At 38.4% G+C, this 15,864-nt stretch carries 11 protein-coding genes and 2 tRNA genes; 10 read left to right on the top strand and 3 right to left on the bottom strand.

Going from position 1 to position 15,864, the window contains the following annotated elements; all coding sequences use genetic code 11:
• Position 1: 1 nt before the first annotated feature.
• On the bottom strand, positions 2–4,519 hold the full coding sequence (gltB, locus tag NDQ75_RS02225) for a glutamate synthase large subunit (RefSeq protein ID WP_202027747.1): 4,518 nt from the start codon (positions 4,517–4,519) through the stop codon (positions 2–4).
• A gap of 348 nt (positions 4,520–4,867) precedes the next feature.
• The gene (locus tag NDQ75_RS02220) at positions 4,868–6,010 is read right to left on the bottom strand and encodes an acyl-CoA dehydrogenase (protein WP_202027746.1); all 1,143 of its coding nucleotides are present in this window, start codon (positions 6,008–6,010) and stop codon (positions 4,868–4,870) included.
• 83 nt (positions 6,011–6,093) lie between these two features.
• On the opposite strand from NDQ75_RS02220, the gene NDQ75_RS02215 reads away from it, so the two are divergent.
• The 10 genes from NDQ75_RS02215 to NDQ75_RS02170 all read left to right on the top strand — a co-directional run bounded on the left by NDQ75_RS02215 (position 6,094) and on the right by NDQ75_RS02170 (position 14,451).
• A complete protein-coding gene (locus tag NDQ75_RS02215; RefSeq protein WP_202027745.1) occupies positions 6,094–7,161 on the top strand; it encodes an anhydro-N-acetylmuramic acid kinase in 1,068 nt (355 codons plus the stop codon).
• Positions 7,162–7,325: 164 nt separating this feature from the next.
• Complete coding sequence (locus tag NDQ75_RS02210; protein WP_202027744.1) at positions 7,326–8,552, top strand: Glu/Leu/Phe/Val dehydrogenase dimerization domain-containing protein; 1,227 nt, start codon at positions 7,326–7,328, stop codon at positions 8,550–8,552.
• A gap of 27 nt (positions 8,553–8,579) precedes the next feature.
• Positions 8,580–9,941: a sodium:proton antiporter NhaD gene (gene nhaD / locus NDQ75_RS02205; RefSeq protein WP_202027743.1), complete on the top strand. Its 1,362-nt coding sequence runs from the start codon at positions 8,580–8,582 to the stop codon at positions 9,939–9,941.
• Between the two features lie 58 nt (positions 9,942–9,999).
• Positions 10,000–10,689: a MotA/TolQ/ExbB proton channel family protein gene (locus tag NDQ75_RS02200; RefSeq protein ID WP_202027742.1), complete on the top strand. Its 690-nt coding sequence runs from the start codon at positions 10,000–10,002 to the stop codon at positions 10,687–10,689.
• A 166-nt stretch (positions 10,690–10,855) separates the two neighbouring features.
• On the top strand, positions 10,856–11,242 hold the full coding sequence (locus tag NDQ75_RS02195) for an ExbD/TolR family protein (RefSeq protein ID WP_202027741.1): 387 nt from the start codon (positions 10,856–10,858) through the stop codon (positions 11,240–11,242).
• Positions 11,243–11,244: 2 nt separating this feature from the next.
• On the top strand, positions 11,245–12,138 hold the full coding sequence (locus tag NDQ75_RS02190; RefSeq protein ID WP_202027740.1) for an energy transducer TonB: 894 nt from the start codon (positions 11,245–11,247) through the stop codon (positions 12,136–12,138).
• Between the two features lie 31 nt (positions 12,139–12,169).
• Entirely contained in the window at positions 12,170–13,351 is a 1,182-nt protein-coding gene (locus tag NDQ75_RS02185; protein ID WP_202028667.1) for a bifunctional folylpolyglutamate synthase/dihydrofolate synthase, read from the top strand.
• Between the two features lie 70 nt (positions 13,352–13,421).
• Positions 13,422–13,499, top strand: a tRNA-Val gene (locus NDQ75_RS02180).
• Positions 13,500–13,559: 60 nt separating this feature from the next.
• Positions 13,560–13,634: transfer RNA gene (locus NDQ75_RS02175), tRNA-Val, on the top strand.
• Between the two features lie 142 nt (positions 13,635–13,776).
• Complete coding sequence (locus NDQ75_RS02170; protein ID WP_202029118.1) at positions 13,777–14,451, top strand: OmpW/AlkL family protein; 675 nt, start codon at positions 13,777–13,779, stop codon at positions 14,449–14,451.
• A gap of 74 nt (positions 14,452–14,525) precedes the next feature.
• Here the strand turns inward: NDQ75_RS02170 and NDQ75_RS02165 are convergent, their stop codons facing one another.
• Positions 14,526–15,797 (bottom strand): hypothetical protein, encoded by a 1,272-nt coding sequence (locus tag NDQ75_RS02165; protein ID WP_202029117.1) that lies wholly within the window; start codon positions 15,795–15,797, stop codon positions 14,526–14,528.
• Positions 15,798–15,864 lie beyond the last annotated feature (67 nt).

The raw sequence follows: 15,864 nt of genomic DNA, 5'->3' as shown, positions 1-15,864 counted from the left end.
ATTATGCTGTTGTTAATTGTTCAACTTCTTTTTCCTGCTTTGCCAAGAATTCCAATGCTTTTTTGAATTCAGTAGGCATCACTTTTACAAATTTGTTGCGATTGTTCTCCCAATCAGTCATAATACGTTTTGCAAGCGGACTATCGGTGTATTTAATGTGGTTGCTAATCAATTGTTGTAATTGTATTTGGTCGTTTTCTGAAGGTTCTTCCAATTCTACCATTTCCATGTTAAAATTGTTACTGTCTAATTTGCCATCTGGATTGTAGATATATGCAATACCGCCGCTCATCCCGGCAGCAAAGTTTCTGCCTATTTTTCCGAGTACAACAGCAACACCACCGGTCATATATTCGCAACCGTGGTCACCGATACCTTCTACTACGGCTTTGGCACCTGAGTTTCTTACTAAGAAACGCTCTCCAGCAATTCCATTAATATAAGCTTCTCCAGTAACAGCTCCATACATGGCTACGTTACCGATAATCACATTTTCCTCCGGCTTAAAAGTGGCTTCTTCTGGTACTTTTACTATCAATTTTGCTCCAGATAATCCTTTTCCGAAGTAATCGTTGGTGTTTCCGTGAACTTTTAAAGTAAGTCCTTTGGTGGCGAAAGCTCCAAAACTTTGTCCGGCAGACCCTTCAAAGTTTAGGGTAAGTGTATCTTCCGGAAGACCATTTTCACCATGTATCTTAGAGATTTCATTACTTAAAATAGCTCCTGTGGTTCGGTTGATATTGGTTATTGGAAAATCAAGACTCATTCTTTCTTTTCGGTATACCGCTGGGTGTGCTTGGCTCAATATTTCGAAATCCAATACTTCTTCTAAGTGATGATCTTGTTTTTCTGTATTGTATAACTTAACTGATTCTGGCACGTTTGGCTTATAAAGAATATTAGAAAGGTCTATTCCTTGTGCTTTATAGTGTTCAATAGCCTTGTTCATGTTCAGTTTCTGGCTTTGGCCTACCATCTCTTGAATGCTTCGGAAGCCTAAATCGGCCATAATTTGTCTCAATTCCTGAGCAATAAAGTACATGAAATTAATTACGTGCTCTGGTGTTCCTTTAAAGTTTTTACGCAATTCCGGATCTTGAGTTGCGATACCTACCGGACAAGTGTTCAAGTGGCAAGCTCGCATCATGATACATCCTGAGGCTACCAAAGGAGCGGTTGCAAAACCAAATTCTTCAGCACCTAGTAAACAAGCAATCGCTACGTCGCGTCCTGTTTTTAATTGTCCGTCGCACTCCATTACAATACGCCCTCTCAAATCGTTAAGAACTAACGTTTGTTGTGCTTCGGCAATACCCAGCTCCCATGGAAGTCCGGCGTGACGTAAAGACGTAAGTGGTGATGCCCCTGTTCCTCCGTCAAAACCGGAAATAAGAACTACATCTGCTTTGGCTTTTGCAACACCGGCAGCGATGGTTCCTACACCTACTTCAGAAACTAGTTTTACGTTTACTCTAGCTTCGCGGTTCGCATTTTTAAGGTCGAAAATTAGCTGGGCTAAATCTTCAATAGAATAAATATCGTGGTGTGGAGGTGGTGAAATCAATCCAACATAAGGCGTCGAGTTTCTCGTCTTCGCAATAGAAGGATTCACTTTTGGTCCAGGAAGTTGTCCACCTTCTCCAGGCTTCGCTCCCTGTGCCATTTTAATCTGAATTTCCTTCGCATTGGATAAATAATTGATGGAAACCCCAAAACGTCCAGATGCAACTTGTTTTATGGCACTATTACGCCAGTTTCCGTTTAAATCTTTATGGAAACGATCTGGATCTTCCCCACCTTCGCCAGAGTTGCTTTTTCCTTGAATCCTGTTCATGGCAATGGCTAAATTTTCGTGAGCCTCTTTGCTGATGGATCCAAAAGACATTGCACCTGTTTTAAAACGCTTTACAATTTCTGTCCAAGGTTCTACTTCGTCTAAAGGAATAGGGTTTAATTCTTTAAATTTGAACATCCCTCTTAGCGTCATTAAGCGTTCACTTTGCTCGTTGATCATTTCGGAATATTCCTTGTAGCTATCAAATCTATTGGTACGTACCGCCTGTTGCAATTTGGCAACAGTGGTTGGGTTGAACATGTGTCGTTCACCGTTTCTTCTCCATCGGTAATCACCTCCAATTTCTAGGTCTAAATCTGCTATTCCTTCGTCTGTGGTATAAGCTTTGGAAAATCGCTTTTGAATTTCCTTTTCAATTTCATAAATGCCGATACCTTCAATTCTACTGGTAGTATTGCAGAAATATTTATCTACAAATTTTTTGTTGAGACCAAGCGCTTCAAATATTTGGGCACCTCTGTAAGAATGTAATGTAGAGATACCAATTTTGTTCATGATCTTAACAATTCCTTTTCCGATGGCTTTGTTGAAGTTAAGCACTGCGTCTTCAAAAGAAGAGTTCACTTCTCCATCTGCAACCAATTTGGCAATAATTTCATTTACCATATATGGGTTGATTGCACTAGCGCCATAACCAAACAATAAGGCAAAATGGTGTGGTTCTCTTGGCTCTGCCGATTCAATGATAATTCCTACGGAAGATCTTTTTTCCTTTCTTTTTAAAGAATGGTGAACATGAGAACAAGCAAGCGCAGAAGGAATAGGCGCCATTTTAGGGGAAACATTTCTATCTGATAAAATGATGATATTACATCCCTCGTCAATAGCATTGGAAATTTCGTCTAGAATTTCCTCCAATCTAGTTTCAAGGCCATTCAATCCTTTATCAATTTCATAAAGGATTGAAATGGAAACGGCCTTAAAATCCGGGTGGTTAATATATTTAATCTTATCCAAGTCTTCGTTAGAAATAACTGGATTTTGGATTTTCAATTTTTTACATTGCTCCGGAACAACGTCAAAGATGTTTCTATCGCCGCCGATAGAAAGACTAATGTCCGTAACAATTTCTTCGCGGATACCATCCAAAGGTGGGTTGGTTACCTGTGCGAAAAGTTGTTTGAAATAGTTGAAAAGCAGTTGTGGTCTGTCAGATAGAACTGCTAAAGGTGTATCTGTTCCCATAGAACCGATGGCTTCTTTTCCTTGAGTGGCCATTGGTGTAATAAGGGTTTTAATATCTTCATTGGTGTAACCGAACAACTTTTGACGAATGGTGAAGTCCTCTTTTTCAACAGGAGTTTTGTTACCGGTATACGCAATTTTTGCCAACGGTAATAAGTTTTCATCCAACCAGCTGCGATAAGGTCTTTTAGAAACAATACTTTCTTTCACCTCTTCATCGCCGATAATACGGCCCTCATTCATGTCTACCAAGAACATACGTCCTGGCTCCAGCCTTCCGTGTAGTTCTACATTATCAGGTTTAACGTCAATCACCCCTGTTTCAGAAGACATAATTACGTACCCGTCTTTTGTTACGGTGTATCGCGATGGTCTTAATCCGTTTCGGTCTAGCAATGCCCCAATGTAATTTCCGTCAGTAAAAGGAATAGAAGCTGGTCCGTCCCAAGGCTCCATAATACAAGAGTTGTACTCGTAAAAAGCTTTTTTGCTATCGCTCATGGACTGGTGTTTTTCCCAAGCTTCCGGTACCATCATCATCATAGCCTCGGGAAGCGAACGTCCTGTTTGAAGCAATAATTCCAATACCATATCCATGGAAGCAGAATCTGACTTTCCTTCAAGAACAATAGGCGGGATGTCTTTTATGCTGTCACCAAAAATTTCAGTTTTAAAGAGCTCTTCACGAGCTTTCATTCTACTTAAGTTACCTTTAAGGGTGTTAATCTCACCGTTGTGGCACATTAAGCGGAATGGCTGTGCCAAATCCCAAGTAGGGAAGGTGTTGGTAGAGAAACGCTGGTGTACCAAGGCAAGTTTTGTAACCACTTCTGGTTGCATTAAGTCTTGGTAATAAGTACTAATGTCTTGCGGCATTAGTAGTCCTTTATAGATAATTGTGTTAGTAGAAAGACTTGAGAAATAAAAGTATTCAGCTTCAGATAGGTTTGAATTTAAAATAGCATGTTCAGCAATTTTTCTTCCTGCATATAGTTTTGCATTAAATTCAGCATCGCTTAATTCCTGATTATTCTTTCCAATAAAAACTTGTTTGGTTACAGGTTCGCTTTGCGCAGCAATCTCTCCGATACAAGAATGGTCCACAGGAACATCACGCCAGCCTATAATATTTAGCCCTTGGGCTTTAATTTTTTCTTCAAATATGTTGATACAAATTTGCGATTGATTCTTCGATTTAGGAAGAAATAGCATTCCAACGGCATAATCGTTAGGTTCTGGTATATCGAATTTGCAAACTTGTTTAAAAAAGGCATGAGGGATTTCAATTAAAATTCCTGCACCGTCTCCCGTTTTACCATCGGCACTCACGGCACCTCGATGTTCTAAACGTATTAGGATATCAAGTGCTTTGTGAATAATATCGTTGGTTCTTACTCCATTTAGGTTACAGATAAAACCTGCACCGCAATTGTCATGTTCAAACTCCGGAGAGTAGAGTCCTTGTTTTTGTGGCTTCATAATTACGTGGTTTCCACAAATCTACTAAGAAAGATGAGTATTATTCAAGGTTTTGGACTAAAAAGTAAAATAAATGGAACGTTATGAAATTAATGATGAGAAAAATTTAATATCAGGATTTTGAGGTGGGTCAAATTATCAAATCGTTAATTCTAAGCTAAAAAATTATTAATCCCCATAATTAATGGGGTATGAAACAATACTTATATTGAAGTTTATTCAATTTTTGAGGCAGAGAGGGGGTGAGTTGTAAAAAATGCACTTTTAATTAAGAACACCCCTAAATTTTTAGGGGTGTTGATGAATATTTGTATTTCTTCCTTGCTAAAATCTATTTTTTAAGGTGGCTTAGTCTTTCAAGACGCTTCTAGAAATTACTATTTTCTGAATTTCAGAAGTCCCCTCATAAATTTGGGTGATTTTAGCATCACGCATCAATCTTTCCACATGGTATTCTTTTACATATCCATTTCCACCGTGTATTTGAACAGCCTCAATGGTGGTGTCCATGGCTACTTGAGAGGCGTATAATTTTGCCATTGCTCCAGATAGGTCGTAATCGTTTCCATTGTCTTTATCCCAGGCGGCTTTTAAAACCATATGTCTTGCAGCTTCAATTTGGGTGTGCATATCGGCAAGTTTAAATGCGATTGCTTGGTGGTTGCATATTTCTGTGCCAAAAGCCTTTCTGACTTTAGAATACTCTTTCGCCAATTCGTAAGCGCCCGATGCAATTCCCAATGCCTGTGCAGCAATTCCAATTCTTCCACCAGCAAGGGTTTTCATGGCAAATTTAAATCCAAACCCATCTTCACCTATGCGGTTTTCTTTGGGCACTTTTACGTCATTAAAAATTAAAGAATGTGTATCGCTTCCACGAATACCCAATTTTTGCTCTTTCGGACCTATTTCAAATCCAGGCATACCTTTTTCAAGAATCAAGGCGTTTATTCCTTTGTGTTTTTTTTCAGGATCGGTTTGAGCAATAACTAAGTATACATCTGCGGAATTACCGTTAGTGATCCAGTTTTTTGTACCATTAACAATGTAATGATCGCCTTTGTCAATAGCTGTTGTTTTTTGGGAAGTAGCATCGCTTCCTGCTTCCGGTTCTGAGAGGCAAAATGCACCAATGATTTCTCCAGAAGCTAGACGTTTTAAATATTTTTGTTTTTGTTCTTCAGTTCCGTAAGTTTCTAAGCCCCAGCAAACCAAAGAGTTGTTTACACTTACTATTACAGATGCCGATGCATCTACTTTTGAAAGTTCTTCCATGACCATTACGTAGGAAACGGTATCCATTCCACTGCCGCCATATTCCGCAGAGGTCATCATTCCAAGAAATCCTAATTCTCCCATTTTCTTTACCTGTTCCGTGGGAAACTCTTGTTTTTCGTCCCGTTCAATAACTCCAGGTAATAATTCGGTCTTGGCGAAGTCACGTGCGGCTTCTTTTATCAATAACTGTTCTTCAGAAAGTTTAAAATCCATCTAATTTGTTATATTTTTATAAAATCCCTCAAATATAATTTTAAAATGTAACATTTTCAATCATTCTTATTTATTTTTAGCTTATGGAAACACAGAACTACAACGTTATAGGGGTAATGTCGGGTACTTCGTTAGATGGAATAGATTTGGTCTATGTTCAGTTTACGAAAAGTGAGAAGTGGAATTTTCTGGTAAAACACGCAGAGACAATTGATTATAATGATGAATGGCGTAAGGTTCTCAAAGGCGCTATTTACTTAAATGAAGTCGAATTGGCTGAATTGGATAAAAATTATACGAAGTTACTTTCAGAAATTATTCAGGGATTTAAATCGAAAAATAAAATATCTGAAGTAGATTTTGTCGCTTCCCATGGGCATACGGTTTTTCATAAGCCTGAAAAAGGGGAGGCTTACCAGATAGGAAACTTGCCAATGTTGGCTGATGCTACGGAAGAAAAAGTAGTGTGCGATTTTAGAGTGGCAGATGTGAAACTTGGCGGACAAGGAGCGCCTTTGGTGCCTATTGGCGATAAGTTATTGTTCGGCGAGTACGATTATTGCTTAAATCTGGGCGGTTTTGCTAATATTTCTTTTGAAGAAAACGGAGTGCGGAAGGCGTTTGATATATGTGCCGTTAATACGGTTTTGAACCATTATGTAGCTAAACTGGATTTGCCTTACGATAATAAAGGTGAGTTGGCTGCAACGGGAACGTTGCATGAAGGTTTACTTTCTGAGCTGAATGACTTAGCGTATTACAAAAAAGCATTTCCGAAATCGCTAGGTATAGAATGGGTTGAAAGCGATGTCTTTCCTTTGATTGACTCCTATAATTCCTTGCAGGTAGTAGATATACTTAGAACGTATGTTGAGCACGCGTCAATTCAAATTGCCAATGTTGTAAGTGTGCCTTCCAATGTGCTGGTAACGGGTGGGGGAGCTTATAACTCGTTTCTTATTAAAAGAATAAAAGCTCTCAGTAAAGCGATTATCGTAATTCCAAATAAAAATATTGTAGAGTTTAAGGAGGCAATTATTTTTGGTTTGTTGGGCGTGTTGCGCATTCGGGAAGAGGTAAATTGTTTGAGTAGCATTACTGGGGCGACTAAAGACCATAGCAGCGGACAGGTTTACCATCCTAAATCTTAAAAAAATGCAAAAGAAATCGTAGGCTTGCTTAGTTTTATATATTTGTGCAGACCTTAAAAATCAATTAATTTTTGTGAACAAACTCGGGGAATTCTCAAGTGGCTTTTCCTTAATGGAAATGATATGATGTTGCGAATTTTCCTCAATGAGTAAAAATTAAACGTGTGAAAGAATTATTAAAACAGTACGAAAATAAATCCCCGGAAATTATTTTTAATTGGAAAGACCCAGAAACGGAAGCGGAAGGGTGGACAGTAATTAATTCCTTGAGGGGTGGTGCCGCTGGCGGTGGAACTAGAATGCGCGTTGGGTTGGATGCCAATGAAGTATTGTCGCTAGCCAAAACAATGGAGGTGAAATTTACCGTGTCGGGTCCTGCCATTGGAGGAGCAAAATCGGGTATTAATTTCAATCCAAGAGATCCAAGGAAAAAGGGAGTTTTGGAACGTTGGTACAAAGCTGTTTCGCCTTTGTTGAAAAGCTACTACGGAACGGGTGGTGACCTGAATGTAGATGAAATAAATGAAGTGATACCGATTACAGAAGATTGCGGTGTTTGGCATCCGCAAGAAGGAGTTTTTAATGGGTATTTTAAACCTTCCGAAGCGGATAAGATAAACCGAATCGGACAGCTGCGACAAGGCGTTATAAAAGTGCTCGAGAACAACGATTTTTCCCCTGATGTAAAGAAAAAATACACGGTTGCAGATATGATTACCGGTTACGGGGTGGCGGAATCCGTGAAGCATTATTACGAAATTTATGGCGGAACTATCCGTGGCAAGAAAGCTATCGTTCAAGGTTTTGGAAATGTAGGGGCTGCTGCTGCTTATTATTTATCGCAAATGGGCGCGCTCATTGTAGGAATTACAGATATTAACGGAGGTATAATTAATGAGGAAGGTTTTTCCTTTGCGGAAATTCAATCTTTCTTCTTGGCAAAAAAAGGAAATACACTGGATGTTCCCAATATGATTTCTTTTGAAGAGATGAATAAGAGAATTTGGGATTTGTCCGCGGAAATTTTCTTGCCTTGTGCCGCTTCCCGACTTATAACAAAAGAGCAAATTACCAAGCTTATTGACGCCGGATTAGAAGTAGTTTCCTGCGGGGCAAACGTTCCTTTCGCCGATAAGGAAATATTTTTCGGTCCAATTATGGAATATACCGATCAACGTATCAGTCTTATCCCTGATTTTATTTCCAATTGCGGTATGGCAAGAGTTTTTGCTTACTTTATGGAACGCCGAACCGAAATGACCGATGAGGCAATCTTTGAGGATACTTCAAATACTATAAGAAAAGCTTTACAAAACACCTATAATCAAAATAATGAAAAAATAAATATTAGCAGGACTGCTTTTGAAATCGCTTTAAAACAATTAATTTAGACGAAAATTTTTTACTAACACGATCTTATGGAGACAATTATTATTCTCGTATTCGTTATTGGTTACCTAGCCATAACTTTAGAACACAATTTAAAAATAGATAAACTAATCCCAGCTTTGGGTATGATGGCGTTTCTCTGGGCCATCATTGCATTAACACATATGGATGTGTTCGAGGTTAATGCAGAATTAAAAGAACTAGAGTCCTCAAGCCTTGAATATATTTTATTGCATCACCTCGGAAAAACCGCTGAGATATTGATTTTCCTTATGGGAGCAATGACAATTGTTGAAATAATCGACTATTTCGATGGTTTTGCAACGATTAAAGGATACATTAATACTAAGAGTAAAAGAAAGTTACTTTGGATTTTCAGTATTCTTGCTTTTGTACTTTCCGCTATCATCGATAATTTAACCGCCACTATCGTTTTAATTACAATTCTTCAAAAAGTAATTCACGATAGAAACTTGCGTTTATGGTTTGCCGGTCTTATTATTATTGCGGCCAATGCAGGTGGTGCGTGGTCTCCTATTGGAGATGTAACCACAACTATGCTTTGGATTGGTAATAAGGTTTCAACACTTCAACTTGTAGAGCACGTATTGGTTCCTTCTATTTTCTGTATGGTAGTTCCAACTTTTATCGCTTCTCGATTAAGTGTTTTTCAAGGAGAGATTGAAGGAGATTTCGGAGATGGAGAGCCAAAATCAAAATATGGAGGTATTATGCTTTATTTAGGTTTAGGAATGATTGTATTCGTACCTTTCTTTAAAACACTTACTCACTTGCCTCCGTATGTAGGAATGATGCTCTCTTTGGCTGTAGTAGCTACTTTTGCTGAAATCTACAGTAACAAAAAGTTTGCAATATCTGGAGTGAATCAAAGTGAAGGAGATTATGAAGGTCACCACAGTCCTGTGCATCATTCGCTTTCTAGAATTGAGATGCCTAGTATCTTATTCTTCTTAGGTATTTTAATGGCAGTAGCTGCGTTGGAATCATTAGGAATGTTATTCCATTTTGCTGAAGCTATGGATGAAAATATGCCGTTCTTAGGAACAGAATCTATGGGTGAAAAAGTATCAGATTTAGTGGTGCTTATTCTAGGTGCTGGATCTGCCGTGATTGATAATGTGCCTTTAGTGGCAGCTAGTATTGGGATGTTCTCCGTTGGTATAGATGATCCTGTTTGGCATTTCATCGCATATTCTGCTGGTACAGGAGGTAGTATGTTAATTATTGGTTCTGCTGCTGGTGTTGTTGCTATGGGAATGGAGAAAATCGACTTTTTCTGGTATTTAAAGAAAATCGGTTGGTTGGCTTTGATTGGTTTCCTTTCTGGAGCTGGTGTGTTTATGTTAATTAGAAATTTTATACTTAATTAATAATTTTTAATTTAATACGTCGTTATTAACCATAACCTAATACGCTAAACAACATTATATGATATCATTTCAAGAAGCGACCCAAGAGGTAGCTGAAGAGGCCCTTTCCGAAGAAAAAACACTTTCGGTAGTAGATTTAATTTTAAATGGGGGTGTAGGGAGTATAATTATTATAAGCATTCTTTTTGTATTGCTTTTTGTAGCCCTTTACATTTATTTTGAAAGAACTTTTGCTATTAAAGCTGCCTCTAAAATAGATAAGAATTTTATGCTCCAAATTAGGGACCATGTCTCTAATGGTAAATTAGAAGCTGCTAAAATTTTATGTGCGCAAACTGATTCTCCAGTAGCTAGGCTAACTGAAAAAGGGATTTCTAGAATAGGAAAACCTTTGGAAGATATTAATAAAGCTATTGAGAACGCAGGAACATTAGAAGTTTATAAGCTTGAAAAAAATGTGAGTATTCTGGCTACAGTGGCCGGTGCTGCTCCTATGATTGGTTTCCTGGGTACAGTAATAGGTATGATTATTGCCTTTCACCAGATGGCAACCAGCGGCGGACAAGCAGAAATGGGTCAGTTGGCAAGTGGTATCTATACTGCAATGACAACAACCGTTGCCGGTTTGGTAGTGGGTATTATTGCCTATATTGGTTATAATCACTTGGTAGTTCGCACGGACAAAGTGGTGCACAATATGGAGGCCAATGCTGTTGAATTCTTAGACTTACTGGACGAACCCATGTAAGAGAGGAAGGAATATGAAATTATCATAAAAGGGGCAACAAGAATAAATTAAATGTCAGCCTGAGCCTGTCGAAGGCATATCGACGAAAGTTAGATTCTTCGTCCGGCTCAGTTTGATGACACTTTCTAGACGGCCCCTTCCTTTAATAAGCTAAATATTATAATTGATGAAATTAAAAGGAAGAAACAAAGTGTCCCCGGAATTCAGTATGAGTTCTATGACCGATATTGTTTTTCTGCTACTTGTATTCTTTATGCTTACCTCCAACACACCTAACGCATTGGATTTGTTGTTGCCAAAAGCAAAAGGGAAGTCAACCAATACGCAAAACGTTTCGGTAAGCATAAATAAAGACCTTGCCATTTATGTAGATAACGTTAAGGTGAAACCAGAGTTTGTGGAAACAGAGCTGAAAAGAAGACTTAAAAACGTAGAGAAACCTACTATAATCTTGCGTGCCGAAAAAAGTGTTCCTATCGATAATGCCGTGAACATCATGGATATTGCCAATCAGAACAATTATAAAGTGATCTTAGCAGTTAGACCTAAATAAATATGTCATTTTTAGATACAAGACATAAGAAGAAATCATTTACGGTAACTACCGTGTTGTTGTCGTTGCTGCTATTTTTAATGTTTTACATCGGGCTTACATATTTGGATCCACCACCGGAAAATGGCATTTCTGTTAATTTTGGGACCACCAACTTCGGAAGTGGGAATGTACAGCCTAAAGAAAAGATTAAAAGTGAACCTGTAAAGCAGCCTGAAGTTAAAGAAACACCTGTTGAAGAAACTCCAAAGCCTACAGCTCCGCAAGAAACTGCGCAAACCAAGGCGGAAGAAGTGGTTACACAGAATAATGAGGAATCTGTAGTCATTCAGAAAAAGAAAGAAGCAGAGGCTAAGAAAAGAGCTGAAGAAGAAGCCAAACGTAAAGCGCAAGCTGAAGCCGAGCGCAAAGAAAGAGAGCGCAAAGCGGAAGAAGAACGCGTTAGAAAAGAACAAGAAGCCAAGAAAAAGAATTTGGATAATTTAATAGGCGGTCTCAATAGTTCCGATGGTACTGCTACAGGAAGCGAGGGCGACGATAATCGTGCTGGAGACAAAGGTCAGCCTGACGGCGATCCTTATGCCTCTAGTTATTATGGTGGCGGTGGAAGTGGCTCTGGAGGCGTTGGTTACGGACTAAATGGTCGAAAACTTGTCTCTGGGAACAAATTTGTGCAGGATTGCAATGAATCTGGGACTGTGGTTGTAAAAATAGAAGTAGATCGCTCTGGAAAAGTTATTAGTACTAGTCCGGGTGTGAGAGGAACCACCAATGCGGCGCAATGTCTTTTAGATGCTGCAAATAAAACAGCACGCTCCTATAAATGGAACCAAGATACAAATGCACCTTCACGACAAATAGGTTTTATTGTGGTTAACTTTAAACTCGGTGAGTAATAGGTTAACATATCAACAAACACTAGATTGGATGTTTGGAAGGTTGCCCATGTATCAAAAACAAGGGCAAACAGCTTTTAAGCCAAAACTAACCAATACCATAACTTTTGCATCCCATCTTGGGAATCCTGAAAACAAATTTAAATCCATTCACGTAGCGGGAACCAACGGCAAAGGATCTTCTAGCCACATGTTGGCGTCAGTATTGCAAGAGGCAGGCTATAAAGTTGGATTGTATACCTCTCCTCATTTGAAAGATTTCAGAGAGCGTATAAAAATTAATGGAAAAGAGATTTCAGAAACTTTTGTAGTTAATTTTATTGCCGAAAACAAAGCTTTTTTAGAAGAGCATGAACTTTCCTTTTTTGAAATGACCGTAGGAATGGCATTTCATTATTTTTCTAAAGAGCAAGTGGATATTGCCATAATAGAAGTTGGCTTAGGCGGTCGGTTTGATTCTACAAATATTATTACTCCGGAAGTTTCTTTGATTACCAATATTGGTTTTGATCACACGGAATTTTTGGGAGATACTTTACCCAAAATAGCATCGGAAAAAGCAGGGATAATCAAGCCGAAGATTCCTGTTGTAGTTAGTGAATACCACCCTGAAACCTTTGAGGTTTTTACCGAAATCGCAAATCAGCAAAAGGCTAAACTTACGTGGGTATCCGAAATAGAAATACCATACAAAACTGATTTGCTTGGCGATTATCAGTTGAAAAACGTAAAAGCAGTTGTAGCAACTTTAAAAGAATTACAAGGTTTTTCCATTTCCGAAGAAAATATCGTGAACGGACTCCAAAAAACAGTTCGAAATACCGGATTAATGGGTCGATGGCAAACCATTGGTGAGCGGCCCAAAATTATTTGTGATACCGCCCATAACAAAGAAGGACTTTCTATAGTCGTAAATCAGATTGCAAAGCAGGATTTCGAGCAATTGCACATGGTTTTAGGTTTCGTAAAAGACAAAAAATTGGAAGATATATTACCAATGCTTCCCAAAAATGCTCATTATTATTTTTGTAAGCCCGATATTTCAAGAGGTTTGGACGCCGAGATCTTAAAGGAAAAAGCGCTACAGTATTTATTGAAAGGAGAGGCATTTAACTCAGTATCAGAAGCATTGGAGGAAGCTAAGGAAAGGGCAGAGGAAAGTGATTTTATCTACGTAGGTGGAAGTACTTTTGTAGTCGCAGAGGTGGTGTGATTTTTTTGATTTTTTTCTTTGCTGAAATGAAAAACTGTTCTATATTTGCAACCGCAATCAAGCAAATGAAGGGCGATTAGCTCAGTTGGTTCAGAGCACCTGCCTTACAAGCAGGGGGTCACTGGTTCGAATCCAGTATCGCCCACCAATTTTAGGCTTCCTTGATGGAAGTCTTTTTTATTAAAAACTTCATTTGTTTATACCGCAAGGGCGATTAGCTCAGTTGGTTCAGAGCACCTGCCTTACAAGCAGGGGGTCACTGGTTCGAATCCAGTATCGCCCACGACTACCAAACAGGCCATTCAAGAAATTGAGTGGCTTTTTTTATACTCAAAAAAATAGATTTTTTTCTATTTAAAATGATGTTCATCAGTATTGTGCAAATTGTTTACGATTACTTTCGCCGAAATTTAAAAGTAATGAACATGAAAAAAATAATCGTAACACTATTTATTGCATTCCTAGCGGTATTTAATGGAAATGCACAGGAAGGGATTTCTATGACTTCTATTTCCACAAAATCCGGAAATGATTTTCATAAGTGGCAAATAAGGGTACGTGGAATTCTGGTAACTCCAGATGATAAAGCTTCCATCGAAGGTATTGGAGGAACTACCGACTTAGGACTTTCATTCATGCCGGAACTTGATTTTACTTACTTCTTTACAAAAAACTTTGCTGCCGAGCTGGTATTAGCAACTACTAATCACGATGTAGGTGTTACAAACACTGCTGTTGGTGATATTGATTTGGGGGATGTTTGGTTGTTGCCACCAACCTTATCCTTTCAGTATCATTGGAATGTTGAAGAAAGTATTAGACCTTATATTGGGACTGGGTTGAATTACACCATTTTTTACGGTGAGGGTTACGGACAAATTGCAGACAAGGTAAATTATGAGAACGAATTTTCACCTGTAATTCAATTCGGAATGGATTTCGATTTAAATGATCGCTGGTTTATCAACTTGGATGCGAAATATTTATTTCTTAATACCGACGTAGAAGTAGACGCCAGTTCTAGACTGGGAGCAGTTGTTAATGCTGACGTAGATATTAATCCGTTTATCGCCGGAATTGGCGTAGGAGTTAAATTATAACTATTCCAACTATTCTATATAGTTCTCATTTGCAGGAAGTGGCTCTAGTATATTTATTGGAGCCATTTTTATTGTTAACATTCAAAGCACTTCATTATAGATCCTTGAAGGCTTTTGTCATCTGATCCTTTTAAAGGTTCGTTTAATTGTGGTAATTTATCCAGCTCTTCCTTAAACAATTTGGAATAGATATGTAAGTCTTCCAAACGTTTTTTGAGATGTTCCATCAAGGCTGGGGCATCCAATTTATAAATTGAATCCGGCCATACCTTGAAGGACGCTTCAATGTTTTTATCTGAAAGATGTGTCTGTAAGTATTTAGACTGTTCTGCAAACACCTTACTATCGATGTCTTTTAGAAAATAACGATCAAAAGGCATAATAAGTCCTTTAATATTGGTAATGCTATCAGAATAAGTTTGTACTTCAGGCAAGGTAGCTTCATTGGCAATGAGAGAAGGGATTACGCCCTCCAGTTTAAAGAAAGCATTATCTCTGTCACTTGGTAAGGGATGTGCTATATAACCATTTTCTTTTTGCTCAATTATCCAACCCCATTGTTTTGCATGTCTGTCCCAATCACCAATAAGAATATCGAATAACCGAGATCTTACCAATAAGGGCTCATCAATCTTTAAATTTTCTTTGTGCTTCAGTTTTAATCTTTGAAGTCCATCAGTATCAATTATTTCTTTAACGTTTTTGTAATCACTCCAATTTATTTTGCCTTTGGTTTCGTATTCCAGCATAAATAAGCGATTGCCATACTTCTCATTGAATTTACCTAAGGATTCTTGCTTAGGTACAAAATATAGCTGTGGATGGGTGTGCAAAACCCCGACGTTTTCAGATAATTTTGCGACTACGAGGCTCGCATAGGGATGTTGCGCAGATATACCGTCAATAATTACATTTTCCAGACCCAATTGGTCGGCTATTTCGGGGATTAACGCTTTAGGGTCTTTATTAACGCTCCTTAACGTCATTATCACCTTGTCTTCGGTTTCAATTTTCAAAGAGTGCGTTTGCTTGCCCCCTCCTTCTTCAATAATCTTAGAGCCTCCTTTAAGGGTGTCTAAAAAGAGAATAGGAACTTTTACAGGAGTCGCCCAAGCCTCGCGGTATTGTGTGCCCTGCATAAATTTTTTAAAATCGCTTCCTTTGTAAAGTGTGCTCGCGGCGACTTCTATGTTGTTATGTTCATGAAAATCTATGGAATCCAAGGAGCTTAATCCGCTAATTTTGCATGTGCTGAACGTCTCTTTCGTTTCCCAAAGTGATAAATAGACCACAATAAGGCTTGCCAAAATTAGTCCTAATAAAATAAGTAGAATCTTTTTAAACATTCAGTTAGTTGTTTGATTATGTAGAATTCATTAAAAAAAGATACCGAGTAGCCAATACAAAAGAATG

The organism is Galbibacter mesophilus (genome assembly GCF_023721415.1).
GTDB classification, from domain to species: domain Bacteria; phylum Bacteroidota; class Bacteroidia; order Flavobacteriales; family Flavobacteriaceae; genus Galbibacter; species Galbibacter mesophilus.
The sequence above is the reverse complement of the archived record's forward strand: the minus strand, read 5'-3'. Positions and strand labels throughout refer to the sequence as shown.